The organism is Serratia proteamaculans (genome assembly GCF_008830365.1).
Classification (GTDB): domain Bacteria; phylum Pseudomonadota; class Gammaproteobacteria; order Enterobacterales; family Enterobacteriaceae; genus Serratia; species Serratia proteamaculans.
On sequence record NZ_WBKI01000003.1, the window covers coordinates 463002 to 484055 of the forward strand.

General features: G+C 54.5%; 21 protein-coding genes and 1 tRNA gene. 11 read left to right on the forward strand and 11 right to left on the reverse strand.

The features are described 5' to 3' along the window. Window positions 1-42 precede the first annotated feature (42 nt). Together F8R23_RS15700 and orn are read right to left on the reverse strand one after the other, a co-directional pair. A tRNA-Gly gene (locus F8R23_RS15700) sits at window positions 43-118 on the reverse strand. A 204-nt stretch (window positions 119-322) separates the two neighbouring features. Beyond that, window positions 323-868: an oligoribonuclease gene (gene orn, locus F8R23_RS15705; RefSeq protein WP_129937990.1), complete on the reverse strand. Its 546-nt coding sequence runs from the start codon at window positions 866-868 to the stop codon at window positions 323-325. 183 nt (window positions 869-1051) lie between these two features. Between orn and rsgA the strand changes: the two genes are divergently transcribed. From rsgA to mscM, 3 genes are all read left to right on the forward strand, one after another. Beyond that, entirely contained in the window at window positions 1052-2101 is a 1050-nt protein-coding gene (gene rsgA / locus F8R23_RS15710) for a small ribosomal subunit biogenesis GTPase RsgA (protein ID WP_078459334.1), read from the forward strand. Window positions 2102-2176: 75 nt separating this feature from the next. Continuing rightward, complete coding sequence (gene asd, locus F8R23_RS15715; RefSeq protein ID WP_129937991.1) at window positions 2177-3073, forward strand: archaetidylserine decarboxylase; 897 nt, start codon at window positions 2177-2179, stop codon at window positions 3071-3073. Window positions 3074-3086: 13 nt separating this feature from the next. Next, window positions 3087-6434 (forward strand): miniconductance mechanosensitive channel MscM, encoded by a 3348-nt coding sequence (gene mscM, locus F8R23_RS15720; protein WP_129935268.1) that lies wholly within the window; start codon window positions 3087-3089, stop codon window positions 6432-6434. Between the two features lie 68 nt (window positions 6435-6502). Here the strand turns inward: mscM and epmA are convergent, their stop codons facing one another. Then, entirely contained in the window at window positions 6503-7480 is a 978-nt protein-coding gene (gene epmA / locus F8R23_RS15725) for an elongation factor P--(R)-beta-lysine ligase (protein ID WP_099064460.1), read from the reverse strand. Between the two features lie 385 nt (window positions 7481-7865). Between epmA and frdA the strand changes: the two genes are divergently transcribed. From frdA to blc, 5 genes are all read left to right on the forward strand, one after another. After that, complete coding sequence (gene frdA / locus F8R23_RS15730) at window positions 7866-9662, forward strand: fumarate reductase (quinol) flavoprotein subunit (protein WP_151415795.1); 1797 nt, start codon at window positions 7866-7868, stop codon at window positions 9660-9662. Further along, window positions 9655-10389, forward strand: a complete 735-nt coding sequence (locus tag F8R23_RS15735; RefSeq protein ID WP_085119384.1) for a succinate dehydrogenase/fumarate reductase iron-sulfur subunit — start codon at window positions 9655-9657, stop codon at window positions 10387-10389. The genes frdA and F8R23_RS15735 overlap by 8 nt, the downstream gene beginning before the upstream one ends. 15 nt (window positions 10390-10404) lie before the next feature. Beyond that, window positions 10405-10797: a fumarate reductase subunit FrdC gene (gene frdC, locus F8R23_RS15740; protein ID WP_151415796.1), complete on the forward strand. Its 393-nt coding sequence runs from the start codon at window positions 10405-10407 to the stop codon at window positions 10795-10797. A 12-nt stretch (window positions 10798-10809) separates the two neighbouring features. Then, window positions 10810-11169: a fumarate reductase subunit FrdD gene (gene frdD, locus F8R23_RS15745; RefSeq protein WP_085119381.1), complete on the forward strand. Its 360-nt coding sequence runs from the start codon at window positions 10810-10812 to the stop codon at window positions 11167-11169. Window positions 11170-11256: 87 nt separating this feature from the next. After that, entirely contained in the window at window positions 11257-11790 is a 534-nt protein-coding gene (blc, locus tag F8R23_RS15750; protein ID WP_129937993.1) for an outer membrane lipoprotein Blc, read from the forward strand. On the opposite strand, the gene sugE is transcribed toward blc, so the two are convergent. The 4 genes from sugE to efp all read right to left on the reverse strand — a co-directional run bounded on the left by sugE (window position 11784) and on the right by efp (window position 13340). Beyond that, window positions 11784-12101, reverse strand: a complete 318-nt coding sequence (sugE, locus tag F8R23_RS15755) for a quaternary ammonium compound efflux SMR transporter SugE (RefSeq protein WP_017891350.1) — start codon at window positions 12099-12101, stop codon at window positions 11784-11786. The genes blc and sugE overlap by 7 nt on opposite strands. A 217-nt stretch (window positions 12102-12318) precedes the next feature. Continuing rightward, complete coding sequence (locus F8R23_RS15760) at window positions 12319-12450, reverse strand: entericidin A/B family lipoprotein (protein ID WP_044553925.1); 132 nt, start codon at window positions 12448-12450, stop codon at window positions 12319-12321. A gap of 122 nt (window positions 12451-12572) precedes the next feature. After that, the gene (locus F8R23_RS15765) at window positions 12573-12704 is read right to left on the reverse strand and encodes an entericidin A/B family lipoprotein (protein ID WP_085119376.1); all 132 of its coding nucleotides are present in this window, start codon (window positions 12702-12704) and stop codon (window positions 12573-12575) included. A 69-nt stretch (window positions 12705-12773) separates the two neighbouring features. Continuing rightward, window positions 12774-13340 carry an elongation factor P gene (gene efp / locus F8R23_RS15770; RefSeq protein WP_004952647.1) on the reverse strand — a complete coding sequence of 189 codons (567 nt, stop codon included), beginning with the start codon at window positions 13338-13340 and terminating at the stop codon, window positions 12774-12776. Between the two features lie 42 nt (window positions 13341-13382). On the opposite strand from efp, the gene epmB reads away from it, so the two are divergent. Continuing rightward, on the forward strand, window positions 13383-14411 hold the full coding sequence (gene epmB / locus F8R23_RS15775) for an EF-P beta-lysylation protein EpmB (RefSeq protein WP_129935276.1): 1029 nt from the start codon (window positions 13383-13385) through the stop codon (window positions 14409-14411). 80 nt (window positions 14412-14491) lie between these two features. Here the strand turns inward: epmB and F8R23_RS15780 are convergent, their stop codons facing one another. The 4 genes from F8R23_RS15780 to F8R23_RS15795 form a co-directional block, all read right to left on the reverse strand. Continuing rightward, window positions 14492-14836 (reverse strand): DUF4156 domain-containing protein, encoded by a 345-nt coding sequence (locus F8R23_RS15780; RefSeq protein WP_012004874.1) that lies wholly within the window; start codon window positions 14834-14836, stop codon window positions 14492-14494. A 243-nt stretch (window positions 14837-15079) separates the two neighbouring features. Beyond that, the gene (gene groL, locus F8R23_RS15785; RefSeq protein ID WP_099065429.1) at window positions 15080-16726 is read right to left on the reverse strand and encodes a chaperonin GroEL; all 1647 of its coding nucleotides are present in this window, start codon (window positions 16724-16726) and stop codon (window positions 15080-15082) included. A 44-nt stretch (window positions 16727-16770) separates the two neighbouring features. After that, entirely contained in the window at window positions 16771-17064 is a 294-nt protein-coding gene (locus F8R23_RS15790) for a co-chaperone GroES (protein ID WP_085119369.1), read from the reverse strand. A gap of 185 nt (window positions 17065-17249) precedes the next feature. After that, window positions 17250-17741 (reverse strand): FxsA family protein, encoded by a 492-nt coding sequence (locus F8R23_RS15795; RefSeq protein WP_151415797.1) that lies wholly within the window; start codon window positions 17739-17741, stop codon window positions 17250-17252. Window positions 17742-18086: 345 nt separating this feature from the next. Between F8R23_RS15795 and aspA the strand changes: the two genes are divergently transcribed. Both aspA and F8R23_RS15805 read left to right on the forward strand, forming a co-directional pair. Continuing rightward, window positions 18087-19523: an aspartate ammonia-lyase gene (gene aspA / locus F8R23_RS15800; protein ID WP_129935278.1), complete on the forward strand. Its 1437-nt coding sequence runs from the start codon at window positions 18087-18089 to the stop codon at window positions 19521-19523. 125 nt (window positions 19524-19648) lie between these two features. Then, entirely contained in the window at window positions 19649-20950 is a 1302-nt protein-coding gene (locus F8R23_RS15805; RefSeq protein ID WP_129935280.1) for an anaerobic C4-dicarboxylate transporter, read from the forward strand. The last annotated feature ends 104 nt before the right edge of the window (window positions 20951-21054 follow it).

The window sequence follows — 21054 nt, forward strand, 5'->3', positions numbered from 1 at the left end:
CTTTTTTATTCATCACGCCACATAAAGCAGCATTGTTGAATTTGGAGCGGGAAACGAGACTCGAACTCGCGACCCCGACCTTGGCAAGGTCGTGCTCTACCAACTGAGCTATTCCCGCCCGGCGTAACGATGTCGGAACTAAACGAAATTCTTCATCGGTACGGGGTGCGCATTATACGAGAAATCCTTTCTGCCGCAAGCCCCTGAAAGCAAAAAAACACGTTTTTTGTTTGATTGCCGATTAAAGCGCCAAACTGGCTAATTAAGCGGCGGGATCGGCCGCTTTTGACAATACGACCCCGGTTAAGGGGTCGTGCATCCATTACAACTTAATGAAATGCTCACGGTAATAGGCCAATTCGCCCACCGACTCACGGATATCATCCATTGCCTGATGAGTGCCCTGCTTTTTAAAACCGCTGAGAATTTCCGGCTTCCAACGGCGCGCCAGCTCTTTCAAGGTACTGACGTCCAGATAGCGGTAATGGAAGTAGGCTTCCAGCTCAGGCATATAACGGAACAGGAAACGGCGGTCCTGGCCCACACTGTTACCGCAGATCGGTGATTTACCTGCCGGCACCCACTGCTGCAGGAAGGCAATGGTGGCCTGCTCAGCGGCATGATCATCGAATTGGCTGGCCTTCACCCGCTCCACCAACCCACTGCCGGTATGAGTGCGCACGTTCCAGTCATCCATCAGGCCAAGCTGCTCATCGGATTGATGCACGGCGATCACCGGCCCTTCCGCAAGAATGTTCAGATTGGCGTCAGTGACCAATGTAGCGATCTCGATAATACGATCGCGTTCAGGATCCAATCCGGTCATCTCCAGATCGATCCAAATCAGGTTATTTTCGTTTCCTGTCATGATATTTCCTGCGTAAAAGCCAAAAGATAAACAAACTGCAGACAAGGCGGCGACCGGCGCTGGCTATTTACCGACGGAGGTCCGCTGCGCGTAGCGGCTAACAACGGTTATTTAATATAAAATAGCGTGTATCATAGTCGTTTTGGTCGCCATGAGCGATAAAGCGGATTCAAGTGAGGCGCAGTGAGCAAGAACAAACTGTCCAAAGGTCAAGAACGCCGCGTGCAGGCGAACCATCAACGTCGCCTGAAACGCACTGATAAGAAACCGGAATTGGATGATTCCCAACTGGGCGAGCCGCAGGACGGCATCGTCATCAGCCGCTTCGGCATGCATGCCGACGTTGAAGCCGCGGATGGCACCCAGCACCGCTGCAATATCCGCCGGACATTGCGTTCGCTGGTAACCGGCGATCGCGTAGTGTGGCGCCCTGGCGTCGGCACTCATGCAGGGGTCAAAGGCATCGTCGAGGCTGTGCATGAACGCACTTCCGTCCTGAATCGTCCTGACATTTACGACGGCGTGAAACCCATCGCCGCCAATATCGATCAGATCGTCATCGTTTCCGCGATCCTGCCAGAGCTGTCACTGAATATGATCGACCGCTACCTGGTGGCTTGTGAAACACTGGAGGTCGAACCGCTGATCGTACTGAACAAAATCGATCTGCTGGATGCCGAAGCACGCAAGCACGTCGACGGCATGATGGATATCTATCGCCATATCGGCTATCGGGTGTTGGAAGTCTCCAGCCAGACGCGTGAAGGCATGGAGGCGTTTGAACAAGCTCTGGTTGATCGCATCAGTATCTTTGCCGGCCAGTCCGGGGTGGGTAAATCCAGCCTGTTGAATGCCCTGCTGCCACCGAGCGATAAGCAAATTCTGGTAAATCAGGTTTCCGATGTCTCAGGCCTCGGGCAACATACCACCACCGCCGCGCGGCTGTACCATTTCCAGCACGGCGGCGATGTGATCGATTCACCGGGTGTGCGTGAGTTTGGTCTGTGGCATCTGGAGCCGGAACAAGTGACTCAAGCCTATGTCGAATTCCGTGACTATTTGGGCGGTTGTAAATTCCGCGACTGCCGCCACGACACCGACCCAGGCTGCGCCATCCGCGGCGCGATGGAGAAAGGCGATATCGCGAAAGAGCGTTTTGAAAACTACCATCGCATTCTGGAAAGCATGGCATCCGTGAAGGTTCGCAAGAACTTTACCGACGCCGCAGGCTGATAATACCGGGCGGCGTTGACTGTGGCGGAGCCACGGTTACAATGCGCGCCCTTTACCCCGATTCACGAGGTTAATGTGCTGGATAGCATCAAAATTAAATTGCAGTATTGGTTACCCAAGCTGGCGCTGACCCGTCTGGCTGGCTGGGGCGCGGATAAAAAGGCCGGCTGGCTGACCCAGCTGGTACTGAAGGCATTCGCCCGTTACTACCGTGTGAATATGCAAGAGTCGCAACACCCAGAGCTAAGTTCTTACGCCAGCTTCAACGAATTCTTTGTGCGCCCGCTGCGTGATGGCGTGCGTCCTATCGTCAGCGATGCCAACTGGCTGGCGCTGCCTGCCGACGGTGCGATTAGCCAACTCGGCCCAATCAACGACGACCAGATTTTCCAGGCCAAAGGCCATTACTACAGCCTGGAAGCACTGCTGGCCGGCAACTACATGCTGGCCGAGCCGTTCCGCAATGGCCTGTTTGCCACCACTTACCTGGCACCTCGTGATTATCACCGCGTGCATATGCCGTGCGACGGCGTGCTGCGCGAAATGATTTACGTCCCGGGCGACCTGTTTTCCGTCAACCCGCTGACTGCCGCCAACGTGCCAAATCTGTTTGCCCGCAATGAGCGTGTGATCTGCGTATTCGATACCGCCATCGGCCCCATGGTGCAAATCCTGGTGGGTGCCACCATCGTTGGCAGCATCGAAACCGTTTGGTCCGGCACCGTTACGCCACCGCGCGAAGGCGTCATCAAACGCTGGACCTATCCGGCAGAAGGCACTGAAGGCGCTATCACACTGGAGAAAGGGGCAGAAATGGGCCGCTTCAAGTTGGGCTCAACGGTCATCAACCTGTTTACCCCAGGCAGCGTGCAGTTTGCCCCGCAGTTGAACAACGGCACCGTGACCCGCATGGGCGAGGCCTTCGCAGAAATCCCGGCTGTACCTGCCGCCGCACAAACACCGCAGATCTAAGGGAATTGATACTGTGCGCCTGATTATCACGCTATTGCTCGGTTGTTTATTGTCTCAATCGGTGCTGGCCGCCACGGTGCCTACCGAAAATCAGCTTAAACAGGAGCTGAAGCAGGTAGAGAGCACCAAGAACGCACCTAATCAGGCGGAAACCACTGAGGCGCTGCAAAGCGCCCTTAACTGGTTATCGGAACGCAAAGAGTCGTTGACCCGCGTTGAGCAGTATCAGCGGGTGATCGACGATTTCCCGAAGATGACGCAGGAACTGCGCCGTCAATTAGTGGTGGAAGACAGTAAGATCCTGCCGAACGGCGATAACCTGCCGGCCAGCGATCTCGAGCAGCAGATCCTGCAAACCAGCAGCCTGCTGCTGGAACAGGCTCGTTTGTTACAGCAGGAACAGGAGCGAACGCGGGAAATCAGCGATTCTCTTGGCCAATTGCCCCAGCAGCAGACCGATGCTCGCCGGGCGCTGACGGAAGTACAGCGCCGCCTGCAGGCTCAGCCCGCCAACCCGACCACCCCGCATGCTCAGGCCGCTCTGGCGTTATTACAAACCGAAGCCGCTGCGCGCAAGGCCAAAGTCGATGAACTCGAACTGGCACAACTGTCGGCCAATAATCGCCAGGAACTGGCGCGGATGCGCGCCGAGGTCTACAAAAAGCGCCACGAGAAAATCGACATCCAGCTGCAGGCGCTGCGTAATAACCTCAATGCCCAGCGGCAGCGTGAAGCCGAACTGGCACTGGAAAAAACCGAGCAGCTGGCCGAGCAGAACGGTGACCTGCCGAAAAGCATCAGCCAGCAGCTACAGATCAACCGCGAGCTTTCCGCCGCGTTGAACAATCAGGCCCAGCGCATGGATCTGATCTCATCCCAACAACGTCAGGCTGCCGCGCAAACGCTGCAGGTGCGCCAGGCATTAAGCACCATCATCGAACAGGCCCAGTGGCTCGGCTCCTCATCGGCGCTGGGTGAAACCCTGCGTGCCCAGGTGGCGACACTGCCGGAAATGCCCAAGCCGCAGCAGTTGGACGGTGATATGGCCCAACTCCGCGTGCAACGGCTGCAGTTTGAAAGCCAGCTGGAGAAGCTCTCACAGCGTGAGTTTAAGCGCGACGACGGCAGTGAGCTGACCAGCGCGGAACGGCGTATCGTTGACGCCCAGTTGCGTACCCAGCGCGAACTGCTGAATTCACTGCTCTCGGGTTGTGATACCCAAATTCTCGAACTGACCAAGCTGAAAGTCGCCAACACCCAGCTGATTGAAGCGCTGAACGAAATCCGGGACGCCACCCACCGCTATCTGTTCTGGGTACCGGACATTAATCCGATCAACCTGTCCTACCCGATTAACGTGGCGCACGATCTCACCCTGTTACTGTCACTGGATACGCTGTCGCAGCTCGGCGGCGCCTTTATGATGATGGTCACCAGCAAAGAAACGCTGATCCCCATTTTCGGCGCCCTGTTGCTGGTGATTTTCAGCATCAGTTCCCGCAAGCACTACCACGCCTTCCTGACACGCGCCAGCAGCCGGGTGGGCAAAGTCACCCAGGATGAGTTCTTCCTGACGGTACGCACCGTGTTCTGGTCGATTCTGGTGGCGCTGCCGCTGCCGGTACTGTGGGCTGCGCTCGGCTTTGGCCTGCAAAGTGCCTGGAACTACCCGGTAGCCGAAGCCATCGGTAAGGGCGTCACCGCCACGTTGCCGATCTTGTGGGTCTGTATGATCTGCGCCGCCTTCGCCCATCCACAAGGGCTGTTTATCGTTCATTTCCGCTGGCCGGCGAAACAGGTTTCGCGCGCCATGCGTTACTACAAAATGTCGATCTGGCTGATCGTGCCGCTGATCATGGCTCTGATCACCTTCGACAGCCTGAAAGAACGCGAATTTGCCAACACTCTCGGCCGGCTGTGCTTTATCTTGCTGTGTCTGGCATTGGCTCTCGTGACCAACAGCCTGAAACGTGCCGGGATCCCGCTGTATCTGGACAAGAAAGGCTCCGGCGAGAACATGGTCAACACCGCGCTGTGGGGGTTGCTGCTGTCGGCACCGGTTTTGGCAGCGCTGGCCTCGGCCGTCGGCTACCTGACCACTTCACAGGCGCTGCTGGCGCGTCTGGAAACCTCGGTCGCCATCTGGTTCTTCCTGCTGGTGATTTACCATATTATTCGCCGCTGGATGCTGATCCAGCGGCGTCGTATCGCCTTTGACCGTGCCAAGCAGCGCCGCGCCGATATCCTGGCCCAGCGTGCTCGCGGTGAGGAAGAAAGCTCACACACGCCTAACAGTACCGAAGGCTCGATGGACCTGGATGATTCGGAGATCGATCTGGACACCATCAGCGCCCAGTCGTTGCGGCTGGTTCGTTCGATCCTGACCATGATCGCGTTGGTGTCGGTGATCGTGCTGTGGTCAGAGATCCATTCCGCCTTTAGCTTCCTGGAAAATATCACCCTGTGGAACGTCAGCTCGACGGTCAATGGCGTCGATACCGCGCACCCGATTACCCTGGGTGCGGTATTGATCGCCATTCTGGTGCTGATTGTCACCATGCAGTTGGTACGTAACCTGCCGGCACTGCTGGAGCTGGCGGTACTGCAACACCTGGACCTGACGCCGGGCACCGGCTATGCCATTACCACCATCACCAAGTACCTGCTGTTGCTGTTCGGCGCCCTGCTCAGCTTCTCGTGGATCGGCATTGAATGGTCAAAACTGCAGTGGGTCGTGACCGCGCTCAGCGTGGGGTTGGGCTTCGGTATGCAGGAGATCTTCTCCAACTTTATCTCCGGCCTGATCATTTTGTTCGAGAAACCGATCCGCATCGGCGATACCGTAACGATCCGCAACCTGACCGGCAGCGTTACCAAGATCAATACTCGCGCCACCACCATTTCGGATTGGGACCGCAAAGAGATCATTGTGCCGAACAAGGCGTTTATCACCGAGCAGTTCATTAACTGGTCGCTGTCGGACAACCTGACCCGTGTAGTACTGACCGTGCCCGCGCCGGGAGAAGCCAACAGCGAAGAGGTGACCAAGATCCTGACCAACGCCGCCGAGCGCTGTTCGCTGGTGTTGGATACCCCAGCACCAGAGGTATATCTGGTCGATCTGCAGCAGGGTATTCAAATCTTTGAGCTGCGTATTTACGCCGCCGAGATGGGTCACCGCATGCCGCTACGCCACGAGATCCATCAGTTGATTCTGGCCGGTTACCGCGAGCATGGCATTACACTGCCATACCCACCGTTCCAGGTACGCAGCGAAACGCTATCGCGCTTGACCAGTAATGGCCGTACTCCGCCGTCAACGCCAGCGCCAAACACCAAACGCGAATCGGGCAGTCTGTAAGCGCAGAATGTAAAAAGGGTTCGGCCATGGCCGAACCCTTTTTTATTGCGACAATGACGAATCGTCGGTTACGCGCGCCCAACCGGGAAGGCAATCACTTCACTCAGGCTCTCGGCACCCAAGGCCAACATCACCAGGCGGTCAACCCCTAACGCCACACCGGAGCATTCAGGCATGCCGTGCTGCAAAGCATCCAGCAGGTTGTTATCAATCGGGTGCTGTGGCAGGCCACGTTCCGCACGCTTGCGGTTGTCCTGGGCAAAACGCTGCCCTTGTTCGCGGCTGTCCGTCAGTTCACGGAAGCCATTCGCCAGCTCAATGCCTTTGAAGTAAACCTCGAAACGCTCCGCCACCCGGTGATCCTCGGTACTGATCTCCGCCAGCGACGCCTGGCTGGCCGGGAAGTGATAAACGAACGCCGGTTTGTCACGGCCAATGTGTGGCTCCACGCCGACGGTAAACAGCAACTGCAACAGCGTATCGCGATCTTCTTCCGTATCGGCAATGTTACTCAGATCCAGCTTGGCCGCCGCTTCACGCAGTTGTGCCTTCTCCGCTGACAGCGGATCGATATCCAGATGGCGCAGGAAAGCCTGCTGATACGACAGAGTTTCTGCGCTGTCGCAATCCAGCACCTGCTGCAGCAGATCGTCCACCTCGTTCATCAGCCGGTACATGTCGTAATGCGGACGGTACCACTCCAGCATGGTGAATTCAGGGTTGTGGTGACGGCCGGCTTCTTCATTACGGAAACTGCGCCCCATCTGATAGATCGGACCGCTACCCGCCGCCAGCAAGCGCTTCATGTGGTATTCCGGGCTGGTCATCATGTACAGCGTCAGGCCATCCGCCGCGCCGGGCCCGACGAAACGCGTCTGGAACGGGAACAGGTGGATATCGGTGACCGTCGCCTGGCTCATGGTTGGCGTCTCAACTTCCAATACGCCACGATCGGCGAAGAAACGCCGGATCTCAGTCAGGATCGCTGCGCGCTTCAACAAATTGGCGATGGGTGCACTTGGCTGCCAGCTTGCCGTTTCGCTCATGGTAATTACTCCGAAATCAAACAGGGGATGCAGTCTACTCGTATCCCGGCATGCAAACAAATTCTTAACAGGCCCTGGACTTTTAACCGCGACATTACCTGATAAATAGTTAGTAATAAGGTTAATAAAAGGTGAATAAACGTTAAATCCTGCCTGCGGTAAATTATCCTCCCGGCCGGCGGTTAAAAGGCAAAACAATCGATCACATCAAATTTCTTCTACTTAACTTTAGGTATAGTTAATTCCACATTATTGGTGGGAGATATCTATCCTTAGTATTAATGCAACGACAATAAACTCAGTTAGTTAGCACCCGAAGTTTTTTATAAATATTAAGCATAGATATTTAATTTGCCGTTCTTAACAAGAATATTGGAGGAATGCAGTGCAAACCTTTAACGCCGATCTTGCCATTATTGGGGCCGGGGGTGCTGGTTTACGTGCAGCAATAGCCGCAGCGGAAGCCAACCCCCAACTGAAAATCGCGCTTATCTCAAAAGTCTACCCGATGCGCAGCCATACGGTGGCTGCTGAAGGAGGCTCCGCCGCCGTCACTCAGGATCACGATAGCTTCGACTACCACTTCAACGACACCGTTGCCGGGGGCGATTGGCTGTGTGAGCAGGATGTGGTCGACCATTTCGTTCACAACTGCCCGCGCGAAATGACCCAACTTGAACAATGGGGTTGCCCATGGAGTCGTAAAGAAGACGGTTCGGTCAACGTACGTCGCTTTGGCGGCATGAAGATTGAACGCACCTGGTTCGCCGCCGACAAAACCGGCTTCCATATGCTGCACACCCTGTTCCAAACCTCCCTCAAATACCCGCAAATCCAGCGTTTCGACGAGCACTTTGTACTGGATATTCTGGTAGATGATGGCCAGGCCCGCGGCCTGATAGCGATGAACATGATGGAAGGTACTCGCGTACAGATCCGCGCCAATGCCGTGATCATGGCGACCGGCGGTGCCGGCCGCGTGTATCGCTATAACACCAACGGCGGCATCGTCACCGGTGATGGCATGGGCATGGCGTTCCACCACGGTATCCCCCTGCGTGATATGGAGTTCGTCCAATATCACCCTACCGGCCTGCCGGGCTCCGGTATCCTGATGACCGAAGGCTGCCGTGGCGAAGGTGGTATTCTGGTAAACAAAGACGGCTACCGCTACCTGCAGGACTACGGCATGGGTCCGGAAACTCCGCTGGGTGAGCCAAAGAACAAATACATGGAGCTGGGTCCGCGTGACAAAGTCTCGCAGGCCTTCTGGCACGAATGGCGTGCCGGTCGCACCGTCCCTACCCCACGTGGTGATGTGGTCTATCTCGACCTGCGCCATCTGGGAGAAAAGAAACTGCTGGAACGCCTGCCGTTCATCTGTGAACTGGCCAAGGCATACGTCGGTGTCGATCCGGTGAAAGAGCCGATCCCGGTGCGTCCAACCGCGCACTACACCATGGGCGGCATTGAAACCGATCAAAACTGCGAAACCCGCATCAAGGGGCTGTTTGCCGTCGGCGAATGTTCCTCCGTCGGGCTGCACGGAGCCAACCGCCTGGGTTCCAATTCACTGGCGGAACTGGTGGTGTTCGGCCGGGTGGCCGGTGAGCAAGCCGCTCGCCGCGCGCTGGAAACCGGCCCGGCCAACGGCAGTACACTGGATGCACAAGGGCGCGACGTCGAAACCCGGCTGAGCAACCTGATGAAGCAGGAAGGCAACGAAAACTGGGCCAAAATCCGCGACGAGATGGGTATGTCGATGGAAGAAGGCTGCGGTATTTACCGTACGCCGGAACTGATGCAGAAAACCGTCGATAAACTGGCTGAGCTGAAAGAACGCTTTAAACGCGTCAAAATTACCGACAGCTCCAGCGTATTCAATACCGATCTGCTGTACACCATCGAGCTGGGTTACGGGCTGGACGTGGCCGAATGCATGGCGCACTCCGCCTTCAACCGTAAAGAATCCCGCGGTGCCCACCAGCGTCTGGACGAAGGCTGCACCGAACGTGACGACGTGAACTTCCTCAAGCATACGCTGGCGTTCCATAACCCGAACGGTGCCCCCCGCCTGGAATACAGCGACGTGAAGATCACCAAACTGCCACCGGCCAAACGTGTGTACGGCGCTGAAGCCGAAGCGCAGGATAAAAAGGATAAGGAGCAGGCAAATGGCTGAGATGAACACGCTGAAAATCGAGGTCATGCGCTATAACCCGGAACGCGACTCTGAGCCGCATTTCGAGACCTTCGCGGTGCCTTATGATGAGCAAACCTCGTTGCTCGACGCCTTGGGCTACATCAAGGATAACCTGGCCCCCGACCTTTCCTACCGCTGGTCATGCCGCATGGCAATCTGCGGCTCGTGCGGCATGATGGTCAACCGGGTGCCGAAGCTGGCCTGTAAAACTTTCCTGCGCGAATATACCGGCGGCATGAAGGTAGAAGCGCTGGGCAACTTCCCGATTGAACGCGATCTGGTGGTCGATATGACCCACTTTATCGAAAGTCTGGAAGCGATTAAACCTTACATCATCGGCAATAACCGCAAACCGGAAGATGGCCCTAACGTGCAGACGCCGGCGCAGATGGCCAAGTATCACCAGTTCTCCGGCTGCATCAACTGCGGCCTGTGCTATGCCGCTTGCCCGCAGTTCGGTCTGAATCCAGAGTTTATCGGCCCGGCGGCCATCACTCTGGCGCACCGCTACAACCTGGATAACCGCGATCACGGCCAGAAACAGCGTATGGCGCAGCTCAATGGTGAAAATGGTGTCTGGAGTTGTACCTTTGTCGGCTACTGCTCTGAGGTTTGTCCGAAGCACGTCGACCCGGCCGCTGCTATTCAGCAGGGCAAGGTAGAGAGTGCCAAAGACTTCATGATCGCCATGCTGAAGCCGCAATAAGGGAGATAAACAGTAATGACAACACAACGTAAGCCCTATGTGCGCACCATGACGCCGACCTGGTGGCAAAAGCTCGGCTTCTACCGTTTCTATATGCTGCGAGAAAGTACCTCGGTACCGGCAGTCTGGTTCAGTATCGTGCTGATCTACGGCGTCTTTGCGCTGAAAGGCGGCGTAGACAGCTGGGCGGGTTTCGTCGGTTTTCTGCAAAACCCGCTGGTACTGCTGATTAACGTCGTCACCCTGCTGGCCGCGCTGCTGCATACCAAGACCTGGTTCGATTTGGCGCCGAAAGCCGCCAATATAGTGGTCAACAGCGAGAAAATGGGCCCGGGGCCCATAGTGAAAACGCTGTGGGCGGTGACCCTGATCGCCAGCGTGGTCATCCTGGCCGTAGCCTTGGTGTAATCCGGAGGAAACATGATAAATCAAGCACCTAAACGCTCAGACGAGCCGGTTTTCTGGGGATTATTTGGCGCCGGTGGCATGTGGGGAGCGATCATTGCCCCCGCTATCGTACTGTTGGTCGGCATTCTGCTGCCGCTGGGGTTGTTTCCCGGCGATGCGCTGGGCTATGACCGCGTACTGGCATTCTGCCAAAGCCTGATCGGCCGCCTGTTCCTGCTGCTGATGATTATCCTGCCGCTGTGGTGCGGTCTTCACCGTATCCACCATGCGATGCATGATCTGAAAATCCATGTGCCGGCCGGTAAATGGGTATTCTACGGCCTGGCTGCAATCCTCAGCGTCGTGACCGTTATCGGCGTAGTGACCCTGTAAACCCCTTCTGGCGGCCCACTTTCGTAGGTCGCCAGCTCTGCCTTTGGGCTACACTGTTTAACTCAATCAGGTAAACAGGAGTCAGCCATGCATTTCTGGTCAAAACTTTGTGTGATGCTTTCCGCCGTGCTCTCTGTCGCTTGCAGCGTTTCCCCGCCGAAGGACGTCAAAGTAGTGAATAATTTCGACAGCCAGCGCTATCTTGGAACCTGGTACGAAATCGCTCGCCTTGACCACCGCTTCGAACGTGGCCTTGAACAGGTCACCGCCAATTACAGCCCACGCGAAGATGGCGGCCTGAAAGTGATTAACCGTGGCTTTAATACGCAAAAACAACAGTGGCAAGAAAGCACCGGCAAAGCCTATTTCATTGGCTCACCGCAGGTGGCTGCGCTAAAAGTGTCGTTCTTTGGACCTTTCTATGGCGGGTATAACGTGATTGAGTTGGATGCGGATTACCGCTACGCGCTGGTCTGCGGCCCGAACCGGGATTACTTGTGGATCCTGTCGCGCACGCCAGAGCTGGACGCTGCCACACGCGACAGGTTATTACAAACCGCGAAGAACAGCGGTTTTGCTATCGATAAGCTGATTTGGGTAAAACAGCCGCAGAATCAGTGACTGCTGAACTTCAGACCGAGAATACCAACAACAATCAGGCACAGGCTGAGAATGCGCGCAATATTGGTTGATTCGCCCAGTAACACCATCCCCATAATCGCTGCCCCTACTGCACCAATACCGGTCCATACCGCGTAGGCCGTGCCGGCGGGCAACGTTTTCATCGCATGTGCCAACAACAGCATACTGACCACCATGGCGGCAATAGTGATAAGGCTAGGGGTCAGGCGGGTAAAACCATGGGTGTATTTCAGGCCGATAGCCCAAACCACTTCAAGTAAACCGGCAATAAGCAGAATAATCCAAGCCATGTAACAGGCTCCATTACGGTGGGGTCGTCCCCGAATGCAGATGCGTAAACAGGTCGTCCCGTTTAGCGTTGTGATATGCGCAGAGATTATACCTTCCGCTGGAGAGGATAACAGCACAAAGGTGCTTGCAGGAGGAAGTTCAGCAGGGGAAACGGTATCCCACGACGATGCCTGTTCGTGGCGGTTCGCGGAATACCGCAGAAATCAGCAAGGTAAGTTATTGCGCGCTACGCTGGATGGCCTTACCGCCAGCCTGAATATCTTCGCCTACGCCCTGAGTGGTATTGCATGCGGTCAATGAGGTTAAGATCATCAAAGAGAAAATCGCGATAATACTTTTCTTCAGCATATGAAAGCCCTTATTTGTCAGTGAGGAAAAAGTACGGCTTTCTAAGCTTAGTAAATATCAGCGGGAGTTGCTGTTTAAAACGGTCTTATTTCGCACTATTACATTAGTGCATTTGATACTTATTAACTGGCTGTTCGCGAGATAGCGCCGCCGAGGTGCTGAACGTCTTCACCGAAGCCACGGAAAGTATTACAACCGCTAAGGGACATCAGTAACAACAGGGAGATAATGGCCAACAGAGTTTTCTTCATTATGTGGATTCTGCCAACAATACGCGGGAGGGGTAAACAAAGGAGCCACGCTGGGCTCCTTTGTTTTGAAACTTATTTTACGCGTGAAACGTATTCGCCAGAGCGGGTGTCAACACGGACAACTTCGCCAATCTGTACGAACAATGGCACTTTAACTACTGCGCCGGTGCTCAGGGTCGCAGGCTTGCCGCCGGTACCGGCAGTATCGCCTTTCAGGCCTGGGTCGGTATCAGTGATTTCAGCTTCGATGAAGTTCGGTGGCTGAACTGCGATAGGACGACCATCCCACAGGGTAACGATACATTCCGCGTTATCTTGCAGCCATTTTGCCGCGTCAGATACGGTTTTCTCTTCAACCCCGTGCTGCTCGAAAGTTTCTGGGTGCATGAAGTGATAAAACTCACCGTCGTTGTACAGGTAGTTCATGTTGGTATCTACCACGTCTGCGCCTTCGCAAGAGTCGGTAGATTTAAAGGTTTTTTCAACGCGGCTGCCGGTCAGCAGGCGACGCATTTTAACGCGTGCAAACGCCTGGCCCTTGCCCGGCTTAACGAACTCACTGGATTCGATAGCGTAAGGTTCGCCCTCGAACATGATTTTAAGACCCGGACGGAAATCGTTGCTAGAATAAGTCGCCATGATGGCCCTCTGAATATTTAAACTGGTAGCTTAGCCAAAAAAATGGCACACATTATAACCCAAAATACGGCATATAGAGAAGATTGGTTGCATCAACTCGCCGATGTTATTACCGATCCCGATGAATTACTGCAGCTTTTGTCACTGAATACGCATCCGGAACTGCCACAGGGCCGCGAAGCACGCCAGCTCTTTGCGTTGCGTGTTCCTCGCGCCTTCGCTGCACGAATGCGTCCGGGTGATGCCAATGACCCGCTGTTGCGTCAGGTACTGACCGTCAGCGAGGAATTCATCAACGCCCCCGGCTTCACCACCGATCCGCTGGATGAACAGCGTAGCGTGGTGCCAGGACTACTGCATAAATACCGTAATCGTGCTTTGCTGCTGGTTAAAGGCGGCTGTGCGGTCAACTGCCGCTACTGCTTCCGCCGCCATTTTCCGTATCAGGACAACCAGGGCAATAAGGCCAACTGGCGTCAGGCGTTGGATTATATCCGTCAACACCCGGAACTGGATGAGATTATTTTCTCCGGTGGTGATCCACTGATGGCGAAGGACCATGAACTGGACTGGTTGATCGGTGAACTTGAAGCCATTACGCATCTAAAACGCCTGCGTATCCACACTCGTTTGCCCGTGGTTATCCCCGCGCGTATTACTCCAGAGCTGTGTCGGCGGCTGTCGGCGTCGCGTCTTCAGGTACTGATGGTCACCCACATCAACCATGCCAATGAAATTGACCGCGAGCTGCAGGCCAGCATGACACAACTGCGTCTGGCTGGCGTCACGCTGCTGAATCAAAGCGTGCTGCTGCGCGGTATCAATGACGATGCCGATACGCTGGCGGCCCTGAGCAACGCACTGTTTGACGCTGGTATTCTGCCTTATTACATCCACGTGTTGGATAAGGTGCAGGGTGCAGCGCACTTTATGGTCAGCGACGACGAGGCGCGCGCTATCATACAGTCACTGTTGAGCAAGGTTTCCGGCTATTTGGTGCCGCGTTTGACCCGCGAAGTCGGCGGAAAGCCAAGCAAAACCCCTCTCGATCTGCGCCTGATGCAAGACTGACTGACGGGTATATTGCAGATACAAAAAGAGGCATGCCGGGGCATGCCTCTTTTTTATGTTACGAGTTGCTCATTAGGCCGTTACGGGCACTTATAAACCTGACCGGCCATTTTGCTGTCCAGCGGGGCAAAGCTTGAAAGCAGGTTCTGACTTGGGCTGGTTGCGCCATAAATCACATTGCCGCCCATCGCTGCCGCCTTGTTGCGCAGATCGTTTGCCGCGCCACGCATGGAGCTGCCTTCACCCCCGTTACCGGACAACCAGTTGCTCTGGGTGCCGGTCACTTCGCCAACCAGCTGGCACTCTGCTGCCGGTTTGGTGTCAGTAAATTTAACCTGCTGACCTGCGGCGGACAGTTCATTGGTGCTGCTGCAACCTGCCAGCAGCACAGCTGCCGAAAGACCCAGTAAGGCTTTAATCCGCATCTTGTTCCCCATATGATATTGAGAATTTCGCAAAAGCTTATCAGAAAGCGATGCCATCTCTTAAGCATCCGTTGCCAATGGTGCCAGGCCAACGTCTTGAGCGACAGCTGATGAAAGATCAGTTTACCAGCTAAATCAGCCCGGTCTGCAAAAATATCATCAAATACAGTGCGACTAAGCACGCAAATAAAAAACCCCGGCCAATTGACCGGGGTTTTCAGCACACAAACGTGTGGGGGATGATTACATCATGCCGCCCATGCCGCCCATGCCACCCATACCGCCAGCGCCGCCTAAATCAGGAGCGTCGCCTTTTGGCAGGTCGGTGATCATGCACTCGGTGGTGATCATCAGGCCAGCCACAGAAGCCGCATACTGCAGAGCAGAACGGGTTACTTTGGTTGGATCCAGGATACCCATCGCGATCATGTCGCCGTATTCTTCAGTTGCCGCGTTGTAACCGTAGTTACCTTCGCCCGCTTTCACAGTGTTAGCAACAACAGATGGCTCTTCGCCGCAGTTCAGAACAATCTGACGCAGTGGGGATTCCATTGCGCGCAGCGCAACTTTGATACCCACGTTCTGATCTTCGTTCACGCCACGCAGTTCACCCAGTTTGGACGCTGCACGAATCAGTGCAACACCACCACCAGCAACCACGCCTTCTTCTACTGCAGCACGGGTTGCGTGCAGAGCATCTTCAACGCGAGCTTTCTTCTCTTTCATTTCAACTTCAGTAGCTGCACCGACTTTGATTACCGCAACGCCGCCAGCCAGTTTTGCTACGCGCTCTTGCAGTTTTTCACGGTCGTAATCAGAAGTTGCTTCTTCGATCTGCTGACGAATCTGGGACACACGGCCCTGAATCGCAGGTTCTTCACCATTACCATCAATGATGATAGTAGTGTCTTTGTTGATCACGATGCGTTTAGCCGTACCCAGATCTTCCAGGGTAGTTTTTTCCAGCTCCAGACCGATCTCTTCAGAGATTACGGTACCGCCAGTCAGGGTAGCGATGTCCTGCAGCATGGCTTTACGACGGTCGCCGAAACCAGGTGCTTTAACCGCAGCCACTTTCACGATGCCGCGCATGGTGTTAACCACCAGGGTAGCCAGCGCTTCGCCTTCAACATCTTCAGCAATGATCAGCAGTGGTTTGCCGGCTTTCGCCACGGCTTCCAGTACTGGCAGCATTTCACGGATGTTGGAGATTTTTTTGTCAGCCAGCAGGATGAACGGGCTTTCCAGTTCGATAGAACCGGTTTCTGGTTTGTTGATGAAGTACGGAGACAGGTAACCACGGTCGAACTGCATCCCTTCAACAACATCCAGCTCGTCTTGCAGGCCAGTGCCTTCTTCAACGGTGATAACGCCTTCTTTGCCCACTTTTTCCATCGCTTCTGCAATCAGTTTACCGACGGTTTCGTCGGAGTTTGCAGAGATGGTGCCTACCTGAGCGATGGCTTTGGAGTCAGAGCAAGGTACGGACAGTTTTTTCAGTTCTTCAACAGCGGCGATAACCGCTTTGTCGATACCGCGCTTCAGATCCATCGGGTTCATGCCGGCAGCTACTGCTTTCAGGCCTTCGGTGATGATGGATTGAGCCAATACGGTTGCAGTGGTGGTACCGTCGCCCGCAGCGTCGTTCGCTTTAGAGGCAACTTCTTTCACCATCTGCGCGCCCATGTTTTCGAACTTGTCTTCCAGTTCGATCTCACGAGCAACAGATACGCCATCTTTAGTGATGGTAGGAGCGCCGAAGGATTTATCCAGCACTACGTTACGGCCTTTCGGGCCCAGGGTCACTTTTACTGCATCAGCGAGAACATTCACGCCGCGGAGCATTTTCACGCGAGCGTCATTGCCGAATTTTACGTCTTTAGCTGCCATTGGTATTTCCCTTCAACTCGTTCAGTTCAGAAGATAAAGCGTTATTACGCTTCAACAATTGCCAGAATGTCGCTTTCGGACATGATCAACACTTCTTCATTGTCGATCTTCTCTGCTTTCACGCCGTAACCGTCGTTGAAAATCACGATATCGCCAACTTTCACATCCAGCGGCTGGATGCTGCCGCTTTCCAGAACACGTCCTTTACCAACGGCTACTACTTCACCACGAGTAGATTTACCCGCTGCAGAGCCAGTCAGAACGATGCCGCCAGCAGATTTTGATTCAACTTCTTTGCGCTTGACGATAACGCGGTCATGCAATGGACGAATACTCATTGAACGCTCTCCTGTAAGAAGGTCTCTATCAGATTTAGGGTTGTCACCGGATTGTTATTACCGGCCTCGTGGGATTTGAAATGGGGGCATTCCATCCCCCTTCAAGGGGCCAGACAAAAAAATTTTCGCTTTTGATGGCCATACTGGGCTACGGATGCAAAAAACGCGGCCTGGGCCGCGCTTTTTCATCGATCATTAGGTTTGTCGTGATCGTCAGGCTGGTGATCCAACGTATAACGATCGTCGTTCTTACGTTGAAACTCGCCGTCAAAAGTATTGCCGTTGGCCGCATTTCCGCCCTGCCCCCAACCACCGGGGCGATAGACCGAAAGATGCGGCATCAGCTTCAGCGTCAGCGACTTCTGCACCGGCGGCAGCAGTAGCAACAGACCCAGGAAGTCGGTGAAGAACCCCGGCACCAGCAGCAGGAAGCCCGCCAACACCAGTGAAACGCTCTTCACCATTTCCGCCGCTGGGCTTTCACCCGCGGCCAGCTTCTGTTGCATCTGCATGAAGGTTTTCATGCCCTGATTACGCACCAGCGAAATACCAACGCAGGAAGTGAACACCACCAGCAACAGGGTAATCGCCACGCCCATTACGGTGGCGACTTTGATAAATAGAGATATTTCTATGTATGCCAACAGAAATATCAGCAGTAACGGTAACCAGCGCACCTGGTTCTCCTCTGGTAGATCTACGCCGCCGCACGGAGGCGACGACGCGAAAAAGGGGCCGGTAAACGGCCGACCTAAATACAATGGGGTCAGCCGATGGTCATTTCAACCAAAGGCCCTTTTTTATTGCTAAAGTTAGTAAACGTGAATGAGATCACAGAACGGGAAACACGTGATTTTAGAAGGCTAAGAAGGTGATCTGGATTCAGTCATTTATTACTAACCAGCATATGATCTGGGCAGCAACGGGCACTGTGGTTAATCGTTTCACGCCTGAAGCCTTCGGCAACATAATTTGGTTACCTGACAATTAATTAATTCGGCAGCAATATAAAGAAGGTTCTCATGTCAAATAACATTCGTATCGAAGAAGACCTGTTAGGAACACGTGAAGTCCCCGCAGAAGCCTATTACGGTGTTCACACTCTGCGTGCGATTGAAAACTTTTATATCAGCAATAGCAAAATTAGCGATGTGCCCGAGTTTGTTCGTGGCATGGTGATGGTAAAAAAAGCCGCTGCGCTGGCGAACAAAGAATTAAAAACCATCCCACGCAAAATCGCCGATGTCATCATCCAGGCCTGTGATGAAGTACTGGATAAAGGCAAATGTATGGATCAGTTCCCGGTAGACGTGTTCCAGGGCGGTGCAGGGACTTCGCTGAATATGAACACCAACGAAGTGCTGGCGAATATCGGCCTGGAACTGATGGGTCATCAGAAAGGCGAATACCAATACCTGAACCCTAACGATCATCTCAACAAATGCCAGTCCACCAACGATGCCTACCCTACCGGTTTTCGCATTGCCGTTTACGCTTCCAACCAAAAGCTGATCGACGCCATCAACCAGCTGCGCGAAGGTTTTGACCACAAGGCCAAAGAATTCGAAACCATCCTGAAAATGGGCCGCACCCAGTTGCAGGATGCGGTACCTATGACTCTGGGTCAGGAGTTCCATGCTTTCAGCGTGCTGCTGAAAGAAGAGACTCGCAACCTGCACCGCACTGCCGAACTGCTGCTGGAAGTGAACCTTGGCGCCACGGCGATCGGTACCGCTCTGAACACGCCCGAAGGTTACGCGCAATTGGCGGTACAGAAACTGGCGGAAGTCAGTAATCTGCCGGTCGTGCTGGCCGAAGACTTGATCGAAGCCACTTCAGACTGCGGTGCCTACGTCATGGTGCACAGCGCGCTGAAACGTTTGGCGGTCAAACTCTCCAAAATCTGTAACGACCTGCGCCTGCTGTCTTCAGGCCCACGCGCCGGCCTGAACGAAATCAACCTGCCGGAACTGCAGGCGGGCTCTTCTATCATGCCTGCCAAGGTGAATCCGGTGATCCCGGAAGTGGTCAATCAGGTGTGTTTCAAGGTGATTGGCAACGATACTTGCGTTACCATGGCGGCCGAAGCAGGCCAGTTGCAGTTGAACGTGATGGAGCCGGTGATTGGCCAGGCGATGTTTGAGTCCATCCACATCCTGACCAACGCCTGTTATAACCTGCTGGAAAAATGCATTAACGGCATCACCGCGAATAAAGAAGTCTGCGAGCACTACGTCTTCAATTCTATCGGTATCGTCACCTATCTGAACCCGTTCATTGGCCACCATAATGGTGACATCGTCGGGAAGATCTGTGCCGAAACCGGCAAGAGCGTACGCGAAGTGGTGCTGGAACGCGGTCTGCTGACCGAAGCCGAGCTGGATGACATCTTCTCCGTGGAGAACCTGATGCACCCGGCGTATAAAGCCAAACGCTATACGGATGAAAATGAACAATAACAGACACACCCGGTAGCCCAAAAAGGCACGCTAAATCATTTTGATAGCGTGCCTTTTTACTTTCCATCGCCCACAAAAATTTAACTTTTTATTTTCAAATAATCTTATTTTGAGGAGTAGATACTATGTTAGCCGTAGAATTGGTTATCGTTCTGCTGGCCATTTTTTTAGGGGCCAGGTTGGGCGGTATCGGGATTGGATTTGCAGGCGGGCTCGGCGTTTTGGTCCTGGCACTGATTGGCGTGAAGCCGGGCAGCATTCCGTTCGATGTCATTTCCATCATCATGGCAGTGATTGCCGCGATCTCGGCAATGCAGGTCGCAGGCGGGATGGATTATCTGGTGCAGCAAACTGAAAAGCTGCTGCGCAAGAACCCCAAGCACATCACTATTCTGGCGCCGATCGTCACTTATTTTCTGACTATCTTCGCCGGTACCGGCAATATTTCTCTTTCTGCCTTGCCCGTGATTGCCGAAGTAGCGAAAGAACAGGGCATCAAGCCTTGCCGTCCGCTATCTACCGCCGTGGTATCTGCCCAGATTGCCATCACCGCCTCCCCCATTTCCGCTGCAGTGGTCTACATGTCCTCCGTGATGGAAGGCCACGGTGTCAGCTATCTGCACTTGTTGATGGTGGTAATGCCTTCTACCTTCTGCGCCGTGGTGCTGATGTCGCTGCTGGTCAGTTGGATGTTCGACTCCAAACTGTCTGACGATCCGGTTTATCAGAAACGCCTTGAAGAAGGTCTGGTTACCCTGCGCGGCAACAAGGTGGTGGAAATCAAACCACGCGCCAAAGTCTCGGTGTTGCTGTTCCTGTTCGGCGTACTGTGCGTGGTGGCCTACGCCATCATCAACAGCCCGGGTCTCGGCCTGGTGGCAAAACCCTTGATGAACACCACTAACGCGATTTTGATCATCATGCTGAGCGTCGCCACCCTGACCACCCTGCTGTGCAAAGTCGATACCGATATGGTGCTCAACTCCAGCACCTTTAAGGCCGGTATGAGCGCCTGTATCTGTATTTTGGGCGTGGCCTGGCTGGGTGACACCTTTGTACAGGCCAATATCGACTGGATCAAAGAAACTGCAGGTACCGTGATCCAATCACATCCGTGGCTGCTGGCAGTGATTTTCTTCTTCTGCTCGGCGCTGCTGTACTCTCAGGCCGCTACCGCCAAGGCACTGATGCCAATGGCACTGGCGCTGAACGTCTCGCCATTGACCGCCGTTGCGTCCTTTGCCGCCGTCTCCGGCCTGTTCATCCTGCCGACCTACCCTACGCTGGTCGCCGCAGTACAGATGGATGACACCGGTACCACGCGCATCGGACGTTTTGTGTTTAACCACCCGTTCTTTATTCCCGGCACCATCGGGGTGATATTGGCGGTGCTGTTCGGCTTCCTGCTGGGCAGCGTAATGCTGTAATGCTTTCACCGGGGCTGCGGCCCCGGTTTCTCCCCCGCCCCATTGGCGATAAACTCGCCTTCTAGCCGACCGCCCTTCAAGGTATAGTGCCCACTGATAATCTG